The sequence below is a fragment of the Mucilaginibacter panaciglaebae genome (genome assembly GCF_039539265.1).
Taxonomy (GTDB): Bacteria; Bacteroidota; Bacteroidia; order Sphingobacteriales; family Sphingobacteriaceae; genus Mucilaginibacter; species Mucilaginibacter panaciglaebae.
In genome coordinates this window covers 43,192-56,196 of record NZ_BAABCV010000012.1, presented here as the reverse complement: position 1 = coordinate 56,196, position 13,005 = coordinate 43,192, and the positions used below count along the sequence as shown (strand labels likewise).

Sequence of the window (13,005 nt, the reverse complement as noted above, 5' to 3'; positions counted from 1 at the left end):
TAAGCGCTTGAGGTACCGAGATCGGTAACGTTAGACGCTTAACAGGCGCTTTTCTAAGGTTCATTTATGTTGATTTACAAAAAATATTATACGCCATTAACCGTATAGTTTGCTAATAAATTAACATTCGGGTCAATCTTTATTTCGGGAGCCATTTTACCGGCGGCTATATGTACGGTGGTTGATTTTTCCGTTATGTCAATAGTTCGCGGTGCGCCGTCTATCTCAATCTCAAGTGGAAAAACATATAAGTCGCTTTGTTTTTGGTCTACCGTCATATCAACAATACGGGTTTTCTTATCATAACTCCATTTTATAGCCAGATCCGGGTGGCCGGCTGTATTGAGCCATTGATGAAAAAACGGCTTCAAATTTTGCCCGCTTATTTGCTCCATCACATTGCGGAAATCGTCAGTATTAGCGTTGGCCCCCTGATATTTCAGATAATAGGTATTTAATCCTTTCCAAAAAGCGCCATCGCCGAGCTTGCGACGCAGCATATGTAAAACCCAACTGCCTTTTTCATAACTGTTGGCATTAAGCAATGACATATAGTCTGTTTTAATAGCCGTGTCAATAACAGGTTCCAGGTGCCTTTTTTCAAACTTCAGGATCTTTATCCTGTCGGCCATTAGGCGTTTTTTCAGGGTATCAATGCCGTATTTGTTTTCCAGGTAATAGTTGGTCAGGTAAGTGGCAAAGCCCTCGCTTAGCCAAAGGTGGTGGAAATCTTTTTCGGTAACGGCATCGCCAAACCATTGATGTGCAATTTCATGAGCCATTAACTCCTCAATGCCTTTTGAACTGGTTGAGTTTTCAAAGTAAAAAATGCAGCTGGCGTTTTCCATGCCGCCAAATATGGTTTTTGATTGCACGTTAGCCAGTTTCTTATAAGCGTACGGGCCAATCTTTTTGATATAAAACGGCAGAATATCGCCGGCTATGGCGTAGCTTTTAAAGCCAACCATGGCATCCTGGGGGAACACATAGGTATAAATCGGGATGTTATTCACGTCTTTAGGATGATCGACAGCAAAATCTGCAACGCCGATTACCATTACTTTGGTGGGCAGTTGGGCGGTTTCTGCCCAATGGGTTTTTTTGAGCCGGCCGGGCAAAACGCGTTCGCTTTCCTTTAGGCCATTAGCTATAACTACATAATGATCTGGCGCTGTGACCGTAAAATCGACAGAGGCTTTGTCGGCGGGGTCATCAATGCAGGGTATCCAGTTGTGGGCCCGGTTGGGCCAGTTATCGCCAAAAAAAGTACGTTTACCAAATTTATTGGTGTCGATGATCAAGCCATTGGCAGGGATGCCCTCGTAATAAATAGTATAAATTTTTTGAGCGTTTTGTTTGGCTTGAGTACTTATGTTAATAGCAGTGCTATCCTGCTTAAAACGTATCGGTTTCCCATCTTCCAATACACGGTGCACGGTCATGCCCCGGCCGTCGGATTTTTTCCTGACCAGGTCGATGCGGAAGGTTTTAGGTGTTTTTAAAAATTTAACAGAAATGTCTGCCTTACCTTTGATAGTATTATTGGCATCGGTAAGCACAATATTATACCCATAGTGCAATACATCAATTGGAGCATTGGGTACTTGCGCCTTTGCTGATAGCGAAAACAGTGCGCATCCGGCAAAAAAGTATAACGTCGGTTTATTCATAGCGTTACTATCTTAATGTAAGATAAGCTAATTTGTTCAGATAAAAAAAAGCGACCTAAGTCGCTTTCTATATATTGGGGCCTATCTCGGCATCCTTTTCATCATGGCTGCCATGGCTGCCGGATTACTCATTTGCTTCATCACCTTACGCATATCTTCAAATTGCTTAATAAGGCGGTTAACTTCCTGGATGTCGCGGCCCGAGCCTTTCGAAATGCGGTTACGGCGGCTTGGGTTTATCAGGTCAGGGTTTTCCTTTTCGGCGGGGGTCATGGAGTTAATAATGGCCTCAATACCTTTAAAGGCGTCGTCGGGTACGTCAACATCCTTCATCATTTTACCAACGCCTGGTATCATGCCCATCAGATCTTTCATGTTACCCATTTTTTTGATCTGCTGTATCTGGTTAAAAAAGTCGTTAAAGTCGAACTTGTTTTTGCGGATCTTTTTTTGCAGCTCGGCAGCTTCCTTCTCATCGAACTGCATTTGTGCACGTTCCACCAACGAAACCACATCACCCATGCCCAGGATACGTGAGGCCATCCGATCAGGGTGGAAAACGTCGATAGCTTCCATCTTCTCGCCTGTACCGATAAATTTGATCGGTTTATTTACAACAGACTTGATCGATAAGGCCGCACCACCACGGGTATCGCCGTCTAGCTTGGTTAATACAACGCCGGTAAAGTCCAGGCGATCATTAAACACTTTGGCCGTATTCACGGCATCCTGACCGGTCATGGAATCAACCACAAATAAGATCTCATGGGGATTAACGGCAGCTTTTACCTGCTCAATCTCCACCATCATAGCCTCGTCAATAGCTAAACGGCCGGCGGTGTCAATAATGACGATGTTATTACCGTTTTGTTTGGCATGTGCAATGCCTTCTTTAGCTATAGCTATCGGATCTTTCGATTCGCGGTTGGTATAAACCGGCACGCCGATCTGCTCGCCTAAGACCTCTAATTGGTCAATAGCGGCAGGGCGGTAAATATCATCGGCAACCAACAGGGGCTTTTTGTTTTTCTGTGTTTTCAGAAAATTGGCCAGCTTACCGGTAAAAGTTGTTTTACCCGCACCGTTTAGTCCCGCAATTAATATAACTGTTGGCGATGCAGTAAGCGTTAACTCAGAAGTGGTGCCACCCATCAGCGCAGCCAGTTCGTCATTCATTAACTTGGTTAACAACTGGCCCGGCGAAACCGCTGTCAATACGTTGGCGCCCAATGCTTTTTGCTTTACATCATCAGTAAATGATTTGGCAGTTTTATAATTTACGTCGGCGTCAAGAAGGGCTTTTCTGATCTCCTTCATGGTTTCGGCCACGTTTATTTCTGTAATAGTTCCCTGACCCTTCAGGACTTTAAACGCCCTGTCTAGTTTATCCGAAAGATTTTCAAACATATTTTACCTGGTACTTTAATTAATCTTTTTTGAGGCTACAAAGGTATGATTTTGTATCAATTATGCCTTAACCACCTAAACAGATCGCTATAAATAAAAAGAAAATTTAAAAATTAGCTTAATAAGGGAAACGGTAGGTTATCCCCAGCGACAAACCCTCTGAAGCTTGCGGGTCTGGTTTAACACTTCTGTCATAAACAAATGTGCCGTTAACGGCACAGCTCACCAGGCGGGTTACCTGGGCGCTAAGGCCGGCATCTACACGGTGAGTAATAAATTTTATATTCTTTTCGTATGGGATGAATAGCGCATAACGGGTAGTCAGGTGCAATGTTTTTCTTTGGTCGAGATACTTATCAATGGTTGTAACCATCTGGAACGCCAGGTCATTATGGAACTTTTTACCTTTAGGTACGCCATAGTTATTGCCACCCAGATTTTTGTAAAGCGTATCATTGACCAGGAAGGTTTGACGGGCAGTACCGGTACCAATACGTAAGTCGAACCAGGGACTTGGCTTACACTCAAAACCGATAGACTCTGTCAGATAACCAGGCGCCAGGAAATCTGATATCAGGGTTAAAGAGCCATTGCGATTGTAATTATAACCCTTGTCAAACTGCGACTCGAACGTTAGCGACCCGAAGAAGAACCAGCTTTTTGACAATTGGGTTGCCAGTTTATTGTCAAAGTAAATGCGGTCGTTTGTTTTACGGGCGCCCTGACCTTTGTTTTTTGATTTAGCATACCATAAATGTAAATCGGTGACGTAGTCAAGCGTTCCCCTTTTGTATTCCGACCGATACTCAAAGTCTCCGCCGACGGCAATAGCGTTAGCGCCCCCTGAGACATAGTTATTGCTAAAAGACGATTGATTGAAGGCAATATTCAGGCTTATCCATTTGCGCCAGTAACTTACATGGTAGTCAAGCAGGGTAACCGGAATGAGCTCCTGTTTGACCTGGATGGTGCGTGTACGTACAGGCAACGAGTTTTTAGGCGCGTCAATATGATATTTGTTTAAGAGAGCGGTATCTATTTTAACGCTGTCTTTTTTTAATGAGTCGGTATTTTGCGCTGACGCGGATAAAGACGCAACGGTTAGCAGACCTAAAAAAAAATATCCAGATATGTTTTTTAACATAGGCAGACAAAGAAACACATTTTTCCCTTTAAATCAGATAGCAATAGTGCTATAAGGTTTAAAGCGGGGTAAATTTATTTTTTTAGCGAATCCAAAGGCATTAAAGCATGAGCAGCCGGATTGCGTAAGTATCGTTTTAAATTAGTACGGATGGACGTTATCAGTTCATAGTCGCTGGCACTTTGCAAAAAATAATAACCGGGGCGATATTTTTTCATAAAATCCTTTAAACGCTCGCCCTTCAAGCCGGTTATTTGTCCAACCAGGGCACTGTTAAAACGCGAATCTACCACATCTTGTTTGTAATCATTTTCAATTGTTTCGCGCAGGTGCGCAGCATTGCGGCCGCTGCGACTCAGCGCGTTCCAGATAGCGTCGATGCCTAACCCTACGCCCAGCCCGGGAGTAAGTGCTAAAAAGTCATTGCTGGCCAATGAACCATAGGCTTTGCTGTAGTCTTTTTTCTTTGCGTTGAGCCGCGCTTGCGGGTCCATCCTGTTCTCAAAAATATTTACTGGTTTAAGGTGGATGGAAATGCTTTTTAAGTATACGGCTATGGGAGTGTAATTACGAACGAGAATGGTATCCGGGTGATGGTCGGCCTGCGAGAAAACCAGCTTGTCGCCTATTTTGGCATCGATCTCAAAAACGCCGTTCAGGTTATCAAACACAAAGAAACCGCTTGAAAGATTGGTAATGTTAACCCGCGACAACCGGTCCTTGCTATCAGAATCAAAAATAATACCGGATAGTTTACCTTGAGCAAACGAGCGCATGAAAAATAAGCAGAATAACAAAATTAACGCATATCTCATTAAAGCAAAACTAAACTATGCTTGCGTTGCAGCGAAGTATTTAACAATAATTAACCAGGCTCATTTTGCTATTATTAAAGTCTGGCCAACTTTTATAATATTGTCTGACATATTGTTTAAAGCCTTAAGCTCATCAACAGTTAAACCAAAACGCCTGGAAACGTTGTATAGTGTGTCGCCGGTTTTTATAGTATACAATTTAGCAGATGGGGTGCTTTGTATCAGAGAGTCCTTTACGGCTTTGCCTATGTTTTGATTGATCTGTGCCAGCACCCGGTCTTCCCGCTTAATTTTCTGGATCTGGCCTTCGGGACGATCGTATTGGTCAAGGTGATATTTTTCGATAATGCCGATCAGCAGGTCTGGATATTTTGGATTGGTAGCGTAGCCGGCTTGTTTCAGGCCGTAAGCCCAGCCTTTGTAATCGTTCTTATCTAACTCAAACAGTGGCGCATAGCGCTTTCTTTTTAAAAACTCAGAATGGTCGCGGTAAGAGTCTTCAGGGTTATCATAAACCCTGAAGCAATCGTTCACCTGGTCGTCGTCTCGATAGTAGCTGCGCCCTTTCCAGTCGCTGGTGCATTTAATGCCGAAGTGATTGTTTGCGATTTTAGCCAGATCGCCATTACCAAAACCCGACTCAAACAACCCTTGCGCCAGCGTGATACTGGCGGGTATGCCATACAGGTTCATTTCTTTTATGGCGATGGTTTTAAACCGATCGATATAGGAGGCTACGGTGTATGGGACAAAAGCCGCTATGGCATCTTTGCGCTCTTTTTTAATAATGTCGTTATTCCGGCTGGCCTCATTGTTTGAAATAAGGCGGATGCCCGGAGCTTTGCTAACCGCTCTGCGGTGTGCCGAGCAGGACATTAAAAATATCGGGGCAATTAAGAAACAGCCTATAATTTGCCAACAGGCAATAGCACGTGGCTTTGCATTAGTCATGCTGCCAAAATAAGGATTTATTATTTTAAGTTACTGGCCTTGGGGTCGGTTTGTGCAACTTCTGCAGTTTTCACATCGTCCGGGGTATGGTCTAAATCATTTAACTGGTATTTGCGGATGATAGCCAATACCTGCGAAGCCCATTTTTTACTGCTGGCATAACCGCTTTTTTGAATGCCTTTAACCCATTTTACGTAATCATGCTGGGTAAGCTGATCTGATATGCGGCCCAGTTGACGGCGCTCAGTAATAATACGGGCAAAATCATCAAACGAGTCAAGTATAGAATCGTACTTTTTATAGGCCGATCTTACTTTCTTTTGATTTTTGTAGTAAACCGCACCGCCGCCGCCCTTTACACCAAACTGGTTGTTGAGGTGCTGTGCTATGCTGCTATTACCATTGCCAGACTCGTGCATGGCTATGCCTAAAATAATGCTGGCGGGGATACCCGTTTCATGCATAATTTTAATGGCATTATCTTTGAACTGTTCGATGTAACCTAATGAAGTGTTCTTTTGTGCAAACGCGCCAAACGATGATGTGAGCAGCGCTAAAATCAGTAAGGTTTTCTTCATAATTATTTTTTTCTGATGAGCAGAATGCCATCACGCACCGGTAATATCAGTTTTTCAACCCTGGTGTCAACAGCTATCTGGTCATTTAGTTTGCGGAAACTTTCGGTATCGGCGTCTTTTTCTGTGCCATAAACCTTCCCTTTCCATAAAACATTATCAATTATTATGATCCCTCCGGATCTGACCTGGTCTAAAATCAATTCAAAGTAAAGTAAATTATTCTTTTTATCGGCATCAATGAACACCATATCAAACACTTCTGTCTTCAAATCGGCCAGAATTTGCTCAGCAGGGCCAAAATGTTGTTTGATTTTTTTTTCAACATCTGTTAATGAGAAGTGCTTTTTCAGCATTTCGTCTAATTCGCGGTTCACTTCGATGGTGTGGATGATACCGTCCTCAGTAAGCCCTTCGGCCAGGCAAATGGTGGCATAGCCGGTAAAAGTGCCAATTTCAAGGATGCGGCGCGGGCCAATCATTTTACTTAGCATACTTAGCAGCCGCCCCTGGTAATGGCCCGAAAGCATATTTGGCTTGAGCACCTTTAAATACGTTTCGCGGTTGATAAACCGCAGGGCATCTGGCTCAGGCTCGCAATGGCTATTCAGGTACGCTTGTAAGTCGTCTGGCAAAATTTCCATGCGGCAAAGGTACGCATTTTGAAATTAAGGGGTTTTTTGCTGAGGTTGTTTAGCTATAATATAGCCCATGAAAAATCAGTGCCTGCCGATGAGGGCACGTTTAGAATTATTATGCAGGGCGCTAAAAAACCCGCTCGTTGTGTGAGGCAGGTAGTTGGGTTGAAGGTTATTTATTGAAATAAAGTTATTAGAGTTTATCTTTTTTTGACGTATCGACTTTTTTGATACTATCTTCGGTTGGTAAGTTTTCAGGCAAAGTGCCCCCTAATTCAATAATCGTTTGTCTAACTTTCTTACCGACCTCAAAATGTGCTTGATTGGCTTTTGTTTTCCCTTTGATTTTTTCTCGTCTGAGCTTTTCTTCTGTTTGTGTAGCCCGAAATAAGTTTGCCGCTAGCTCAGTACTTCCCATGTGGTCTAAAATATTCTGGCTCTTTTTTAATCCCTTTTTGGCCTGAATTTCTTTTGCCCCTAAACCATTATAAAGCCCCATGTATCCATGGTTTTGAAAGATCGCGTATTCCCAAGGCTGAATTACACCAGCATCTTTAGCCGCGTCCGCTAATTGTTTATTGTGTTCCGTCATTTCTTTTCTCAAAAAAAGACGCTTTTCATCCTCGTTCTTTAGTTGCTCAAAGGCTTGTTCTAATAGTTCCTGTTTTCGTGTTTGTATCGTAAAATATGTTTGTCCAAGAGCCACAACCTCTTTTGATGGATCAGAATTTTGAATTATCAAATAACAAGCATATCTAGAAAGGTGTAAGTCACCAATATCTCTATTTGCACCTGAGCCAATTGAGACCATTTTCTCCACCCGGGGAAAATGGTATTCCGAATCTTGTCCCGAGTTTTTACAGGCATCTTTGGCTTTATTAATAACATTAAGAAACTTATCCCATTTTAGGTATTCTAAAACCTTAAATAGTTCTCTTGCGCTCCAATATTCTTGGCCGATATCATTGAGGTGTTTAATTGATTCAAATTTATTTTGAGTTGTCATGTAATGCCCTGGTTGTGATAATTCCAATATACTAATAAATTTTTCTGTCCATCCAGCTTTGCAGCAAAATCACCGCCGAAATATTATCCACCAGTTCCTTATTTTGCCGGGCCTTTTTGCCCATGCCGCTTTGTGCTATAGTGGCCGACGCCATCTTTGAAGTAAAGCGCTCGTCCATCATCTCAACCGGAATGGCCGGAAAGGTTTTTTTAAGCAGATTAACAAAGCCCTTAACATGCATAGCCGATTGTGAAGGCGTGTTGTCCATTTGCTTAGGTTCACCTACCACAAAACGTTCCACTTGCTCAGTTTGCATATATCGTTTTAAAAAATCAATGATTTGCAAGGGGTGTACGGTGTCCAGTCCGGTAGCTATGATCTGCAGTGGATCCGTCACCGCTACCCCAATGCGCTTGGTGCCGTAATCGAATGCCATTATGCGCATGGTGCAGATGGATTTGGTGTCATGATCATGGTGGTAAAGATAGGCAGAATTAATTTCTGTTATTTCGGCAGAAAGAAAACGCTACCATACAAGTCTATATTGACAACGGTATATACATATCTCCCATGGGCTGCTTACCAACAAAAAAGCCGTCTCTGAAATCCGGAGGCGGCTTGCATTATTACAATTAATAAAACCAGGACTTATTTAATTTCTATTTGCCTGCGTACGGCTTTTGCTTCTTCGCGTTTAGAGATATCGATCTTTAGCACGCCATCTGCATATGCGGCATCGATCTGCTCTGCGTTAGCGCTTTCAGGCAGGGTAAATGAGCGCACCCATGAGGTGTAGCTGTACTCGCGTTTACTGTAATTCTTTTGCTCGTCGTTTTGCTCGTTTTGTCTTTCGACAGAAATGTTCAATACGTTGCGTTCGAGATTGATCTTAAAATCTTCTTTTTTTAAGCCCGGAGCAGCAAGCTCAACGTGGAAATGGTCTTCGCTCTCGCTAATGTTAGCTGCCGGAACACGCATGGTCATGCGATCGTTGAAAAAGGTGTCGTTAAAGATAGAGTCGAAAACGTCATTAAAGCCTGGCAATAATGAACTGTTGTTTCGTTTGTCGGAATTGAATTTAACCAATGTCATAGGTCTTCCTCCTTAATTAGTTTAATGAATGTTACGAATGCTATTAATTAAATAAGAACGCGCGTTCAACAGGCAATATTCAAGCGGCATGCCAAAGCAAAAAACTGAAAAAATTTCAGCAGGATCCTGTCAGATTTTCGTTGAGTGCAGCGTGAGCGTGGTGCTGTAGTGAAAAATTGTCACTTCCCGTTAATATATCCTAAAGTTGTAAACGTTAAAGACGGGTCACTAACATCGTATACGTACCCGGGGGGTGTTTCACTTTAGATTTTGCAAAAAAGTCCAAAAATAGCATAATCAGCTGTATAACAGGCGATTAAATGCATTTACCTAAACCTTTTGTACTGTTTCAAAGTGTTTCACTCTGTTTTTATAAACACCTGTATGGCAGCTTGTTATGGTAAAAAAGTGTTTCAGGTGTTTCAAAGTGTTTCACTTTTTAGTGAAACACCTGCACTCAATCGTTAACCACTTCAACCTCGGCAACCGGGCTAAAAAGATAAACGCGCCTGGTGGCAATTTCGGTGCATTTGTAGCGCTTCCGCAGCTTCTCTTCGCGGCGGAAGATGCGACCGTCTTTGAGTTTAAACAGTGCGTGTATAGGTAGCTTCTCTACGGTATGAATATCCTCCTTCGGCGCATCGTATTTGCGTAGCGAACGGTACAGCGTCAGGTCAGAACAGCTTGATGCTGCGGGATTATTGAGATAGCTAATTATGGCGTGTTTAACATCCGGCGGAAAGATATCCTTTTCAAAAAAAGGCTGCATCATTTTTTTAAAATTATGCTTCCACTCAGTGCCATGCGGCTTTGCCTTATGCTTATGTTCATTAAAGGTGTGCAAGTGTGCAAACTCATGGACAGTGGTCACCAGGAAAGCGTAGGGATTCAAATCATAATTGACAGATATGCGATGACCCTTGCCCTGATAGGGTGCCCGGTAGTCGCCAAATTTAGTGCCGCGGTTACGCGATATCTTAAATTCACATTTAAAGTAATCTATCCAACGGCCAATCAGCGGCGCAGCCTCGGGTGGCAGATACTTCTCTAATACTTTTACTTTATCCAATTCTTACCTCTATTCAAATATAGTTGTTTGAGCTGAAAGCAAAAAGACTAAAAGGCAAAGCTATTCGGCGTTATTTCAGGCAGAAGCTTTCATCTCAATAAATGATAAGCAATAAAACTAGCGGCATAAGCCAACACAGTCATATAAGCAAACTGTGCGGCTGGCCAGCGCCAGTTTTTGGTTTCGCGATATACAACAGCCACGGTGCTGGCGCACTGCATGGCGAAGGCATAGAACATCATCAAAGAGAAAGCTACAGCTACAGTAAACACGGGCTGTCCTGTCTGCGTGTTTTTGGCCTGCTGCATTTTTTCCTGTACGGATTGGATATTGTCCGCATCGCCGTTTACACTATAGATAGTTGCCATGGTACCTACAAAAACTTCTCGTGCGGCAAATGAGGTGATGAGCGCAATGCCGATCTTCCAGTCAAAACCCAGTGGACGGATAACCGGTTCAATAGTATGACCCAGCATGCCGGCGTAAGAGTTTTCCAGTTTTTCGGTTGCTATATCGCGGTTTATCTGATCCTGACTAATGGTTTTGGTATATTGCGGTTGCTTGTATTTGGCTTCGATGCGTTCAAAGCGGTTTGCCGGCCCATAAGATGCCAGCACCCACAAAACGATAGAGACCGCAATAATCACTTTCCCTGCCTGTACCACAAATGATTTTGAGCGCTCATACATCGAGAAGGCTACGTTTTTCCAGCGCGGCATGCGGTATACCGGTAGCTCCATAATAAAGTACCCACGCTCACGGCTCTTCAGTATAAATTTAAATACCCAGGCTACAATAATTGCCGATACCATGCTTAACACATACATGCCGGTAAGGGCCAGCCCCTGAAGGTTAAGCACCCACCAAACGTTTCTATTGGGTACTACTAAGGCAATCAATAAAGTATAAACCGGTAATCGCGCCGAGCAGGTTACCAACGGCGTAACCATGATGGTGATCATGCGATCTTTCCAGTTTTCAATGGTCCGCGTACTCATAATAGAGGGCACCGCACATGCAAATCCACCAATTAATGGCACTACTGATTTACCGTTCAAGCCAACCTTACGCATCAGCTTATCCATCATAAAGGTAACCCGCGACATGTAGCCGGTATCTTCCAGTATGGATATAAAGGCAAACAAAATGGCAATTTGCGGGATGAACACCATGATACCGCTTAAGCCGGCAATAACACCGTCGACCAGTAAACTTGTCAATGGCCCCGCAGGTAAAACCCGGTGTAATTCGTTTTGGGTCCAAACGAAAGAGTCTTCTATCAGACTCATCGGGTATGACGCCCAGGAGAATATCGCCTGGAACATAAATAATAGTATGGCAAAAAAGATTACAAAGCCAAACACCTTATGAGTTAAAACCTTATCGATCTTGTTACTTACGGTTTCGTCATGCGCTGTCGCCGGAATTTTTACCGTGTCGTACAACAATTCATTTATAAAACTATAGCGGGCTATGGTTTCGCTGCCCTGGGCCTTTTGCGAATGGAAAGAATGCTGTTTTTCAAGTGCTTCTATACGATCTGACTGCTCTGGGGAGAGGAATTTCAAGGTTTCATGCTGATGCGCAAGCTGTAAGGCGAAGTATGGGTTATCAACATTCATCTCTGCGCTGATGCTGTCTATTAACTCAGGAGCAAGAGATCTGACATCAATGCTTTCGCCTTGCATAGCTATCTTATTGGCATTAGCAACAGCTTGTTTAAGATTGTCTATGCCTTGTTGGCGGCGGGCTGCAATAGGTACTACCGGTACGCCCAGGTTTTTAGCCAGTAAATCAATATTAATGTCAATACCCGACTTTTTAGCCAGGTCCATCATGTTCAGCGCTATGATAACCGGGATCTTCAGATCGGCAACCTGGCTGTATAGCAATAAATTTCTTTTAAGGTTTGATGCGTCCAGGATGACAATTACGAGGTCGGGATTCAACCCGTTAGCTTTATCAGCTAATACAGAAAAAACAATGGATTCGTCCTGGCTTTTGGGATATAGACTGTAGGTACCTGGTAAGTCAACAATCTCGGCTGTACGGCCGTCTGGTAATTTAGAGTAGCCTACCTTTTTGTCAACGGTAACTCCTGGAAAATTTCCAATTTTTTGATTTAATCCGGTTAAAACGTTAAAGAGCGTTGATTTACCGGTGTTTGGATTTCCAACAAGTGCAACTCTTATATCGGCTTTCAATTATTTATGCAAAATGATAGTTGAAGCTTCGCGTTTACGCAAGCTCAGCTGGTATCCTGAAACGTTGATGGCTATAGGGTCGCCAAGCGGTGCAATGCGGTCAACTCTGATCTCTTCGCCCGGCAAGCAGCCCATTTCCATTAATTTTACTGACATTTCCAGATCAGTAAATTCTTTTACTACACCCTTTTGTCCTACTTCAAGTTGTGAAAGTTTCATCTTAAAATGTTAACGTTACAAATGTAGTTCTTATTTAAAATAAATCCAAATAAGCCGATTTATTTTATACTGATGATCAACTTATTGTAACAAAGGCGCCATCTAAAAATTTTTTTGCATGTATATACATCCATTTGGTAAAAAATGACGTTCTTTGTGTATTATCTGTAAGCTCACGCTTACAATGTGATAAGGTTTAGGTTGAAAGCCCCCAA

At 42.9% G+C, this 13,005-nt stretch carries 13 protein-coding genes; all 13 read right to left on the bottom strand.

From position 1 onward, the window contains the following. Positions 1 to 86: 86 nt before the first annotated feature. The 13 genes from ABD772_RS15595 to ABD772_RS15535 all read right to left on the bottom strand — a co-directional run bounded on the left by ABD772_RS15595 (position 87) and on the right by ABD772_RS15535 (position 12,790). A complete protein-coding gene (locus tag ABD772_RS15595) occupies positions 87 to 1,670 on the bottom strand; it encodes a M1 family metallopeptidase (RefSeq protein ID WP_345106494.1) in 1,584 nt (527 codons plus the stop codon). 81 nt (positions 1,671 to 1,751) lie between these two features. After that, positions 1,752 to 3,077, bottom strand: coding sequence for a signal recognition particle protein (gene ffh / locus ABD772_RS15590; RefSeq protein WP_345106491.1), 1,326 nt, complete (start codon positions 3,075 to 3,077; stop codon positions 1,752 to 1,754). 118 nt (positions 3,078 to 3,195) lie between these two features. Further along, positions 3,196 to 4,221 (bottom strand): DUF3078 domain-containing protein, encoded by a 1,026-nt coding sequence (locus ABD772_RS15585; RefSeq protein ID WP_345106488.1) that lies wholly within the window; start codon positions 4,219 to 4,221, stop codon positions 3,196 to 3,198. 74 nt (positions 4,222 to 4,295) lie between these two features. After that, entirely contained in the window at positions 4,296 to 4,997 is a 702-nt protein-coding gene (locus ABD772_RS15580) for a hypothetical protein (RefSeq protein WP_345106485.1), read from the bottom strand. A 99-nt stretch (positions 4,998 to 5,096) separates the two neighbouring features. Then, a complete protein-coding gene (locus tag ABD772_RS15575) occupies positions 5,097 to 5,987 on the bottom strand; it encodes a glucosaminidase domain-containing protein (RefSeq protein WP_345106482.1) in 891 nt (296 codons plus the stop codon). A gap of 20 nt (positions 5,988 to 6,007) precedes the next feature. Continuing rightward, on the bottom strand, positions 6,008 to 6,565 hold the full coding sequence (locus ABD772_RS15570; RefSeq protein WP_345106479.1) for a glucosaminidase domain-containing protein: 558 nt from the start codon (positions 6,563 to 6,565) through the stop codon (positions 6,008 to 6,010). A gap of 2 nt (positions 6,566 to 6,567) precedes the next feature. Beyond that, positions 6,568 to 7,206 (bottom strand): O-methyltransferase, encoded by a 639-nt coding sequence (locus ABD772_RS15565; RefSeq protein ID WP_345106476.1) that lies wholly within the window; start codon positions 7,204 to 7,206, stop codon positions 6,568 to 6,570. A gap of 187 nt (positions 7,207 to 7,393) precedes the next feature. Continuing rightward, positions 7,394 to 8,206, bottom strand: a complete 813-nt coding sequence (gene dinD, locus ABD772_RS15560; protein WP_345106473.1) for a DNA damage-inducible protein D — start codon at positions 8,204 to 8,206, stop codon at positions 7,394 to 7,396. Between the two features lie 31 nt (positions 8,207 to 8,237). Beyond that, complete coding sequence (gene ruvX / locus ABD772_RS15555) at positions 8,238 to 8,651, bottom strand: Holliday junction resolvase RuvX (RefSeq protein ID WP_345106470.1); 414 nt, start codon at positions 8,649 to 8,651, stop codon at positions 8,238 to 8,240. A 203-nt stretch (positions 8,652 to 8,854) separates the two neighbouring features. Then, entirely contained in the window at positions 8,855 to 9,298 is a 444-nt protein-coding gene (locus tag ABD772_RS15550) for an Hsp20/alpha crystallin family protein (RefSeq protein WP_345106468.1), read from the bottom strand. Between the two features lie 457 nt (positions 9,299 to 9,755). Beyond that, positions 9,756 to 10,367 (bottom strand): SprT-like domain-containing protein, encoded by a 612-nt coding sequence (locus ABD772_RS15545; protein ID WP_345106465.1) that lies wholly within the window; start codon positions 10,365 to 10,367, stop codon positions 9,756 to 9,758. Between the two features lie 89 nt (positions 10,368 to 10,456). After that, positions 10,457 to 12,571, bottom strand: a complete 2,115-nt coding sequence (feoB, locus tag ABD772_RS15540) for a ferrous iron transport protein B (RefSeq protein ID WP_345106462.1) — start codon at positions 12,569 to 12,571, stop codon at positions 10,457 to 10,459. Further along, on the bottom strand, positions 12,572 to 12,790 hold the full coding sequence (locus ABD772_RS15535) for a FeoA family protein (protein WP_345106461.1): 219 nt from the start codon (positions 12,788 to 12,790) through the stop codon (positions 12,572 to 12,574). Positions 12,791 to 13,005 lie beyond the last annotated feature (215 nt).

What these genes read in the sequence shown, in the direction of transcription:
- ffh (WP_345106491.1), bottom strand. Translation starts at nt 3,077, where the DNA reads ATGTTTGAAAATCTTTCGGATAAACTAGACAGGGCGTTTAAAGTCCTG.
- ABD772_RS15575 (WP_345106482.1), bottom strand. Translation starts at nt 5,987, where the DNA reads ATGACTAATGCAAAGCCACGTGCTATTGCCTGTTGGCAAATTATAGGC.
- ABD772_RS15570 (WP_345106479.1), bottom strand. Translation starts at nt 6,565, where the DNA reads ATGAAGAAAACCTTACTGATTTTAGCGCTGCTCACATCATCGTTTGGC.
- ABD772_RS15565 (WP_345106476.1), bottom strand. Translation starts at nt 7,206, where the DNA reads ATGGAAATTTTGCCAGACGACTTACAAGCGTACCTGAATAGCCATTGC.
- ABD772_RS15550 (WP_345106468.1), bottom strand. Translation starts at nt 9,298, where the DNA reads ATGACATTGGTTAAATTCAATTCCGACAAACGAAACAACAGTTCATTA.
- ABD772_RS15585 (WP_345106488.1), bottom strand. Translation starts at nt 4,221, where the DNA reads ATGTTAAAAAACATATCTGGATATTTTTTTTTAGGTCTGCTAACCGTT.
- ABD772_RS15535 (WP_345106461.1), bottom strand. Translation starts at nt 12,790, where the DNA reads ATGAAACTTTCACAACTTGAAGTAGGACAAAAGGGTGTAGTAAAAGAA.
- ruvX (WP_345106470.1), bottom strand. Translation starts at nt 8,651, where the DNA reads ATGCGCATAATGGCATTCGATTACGGCACCAAGCGCATTGGGGTAGCG.
- ABD772_RS15595 (WP_345106494.1), bottom strand. Translation starts at nt 1,670, where the DNA reads ATGAATAAACCGACGTTATACTTTTTTGCCGGATGCGCACTGTTTTCG.
- dinD (WP_345106473.1), bottom strand. Translation starts at nt 8,206, where the DNA reads ATGACAACTCAAAATAAATTTGAATCAATTAAACACCTCAATGATATC.
- ABD772_RS15580 (WP_345106485.1), bottom strand. Translation starts at nt 4,997, where the DNA reads ATGCGCTCGTTTGCTCAAGGTAAACTATCCGGTATTATTTTTGATTCT.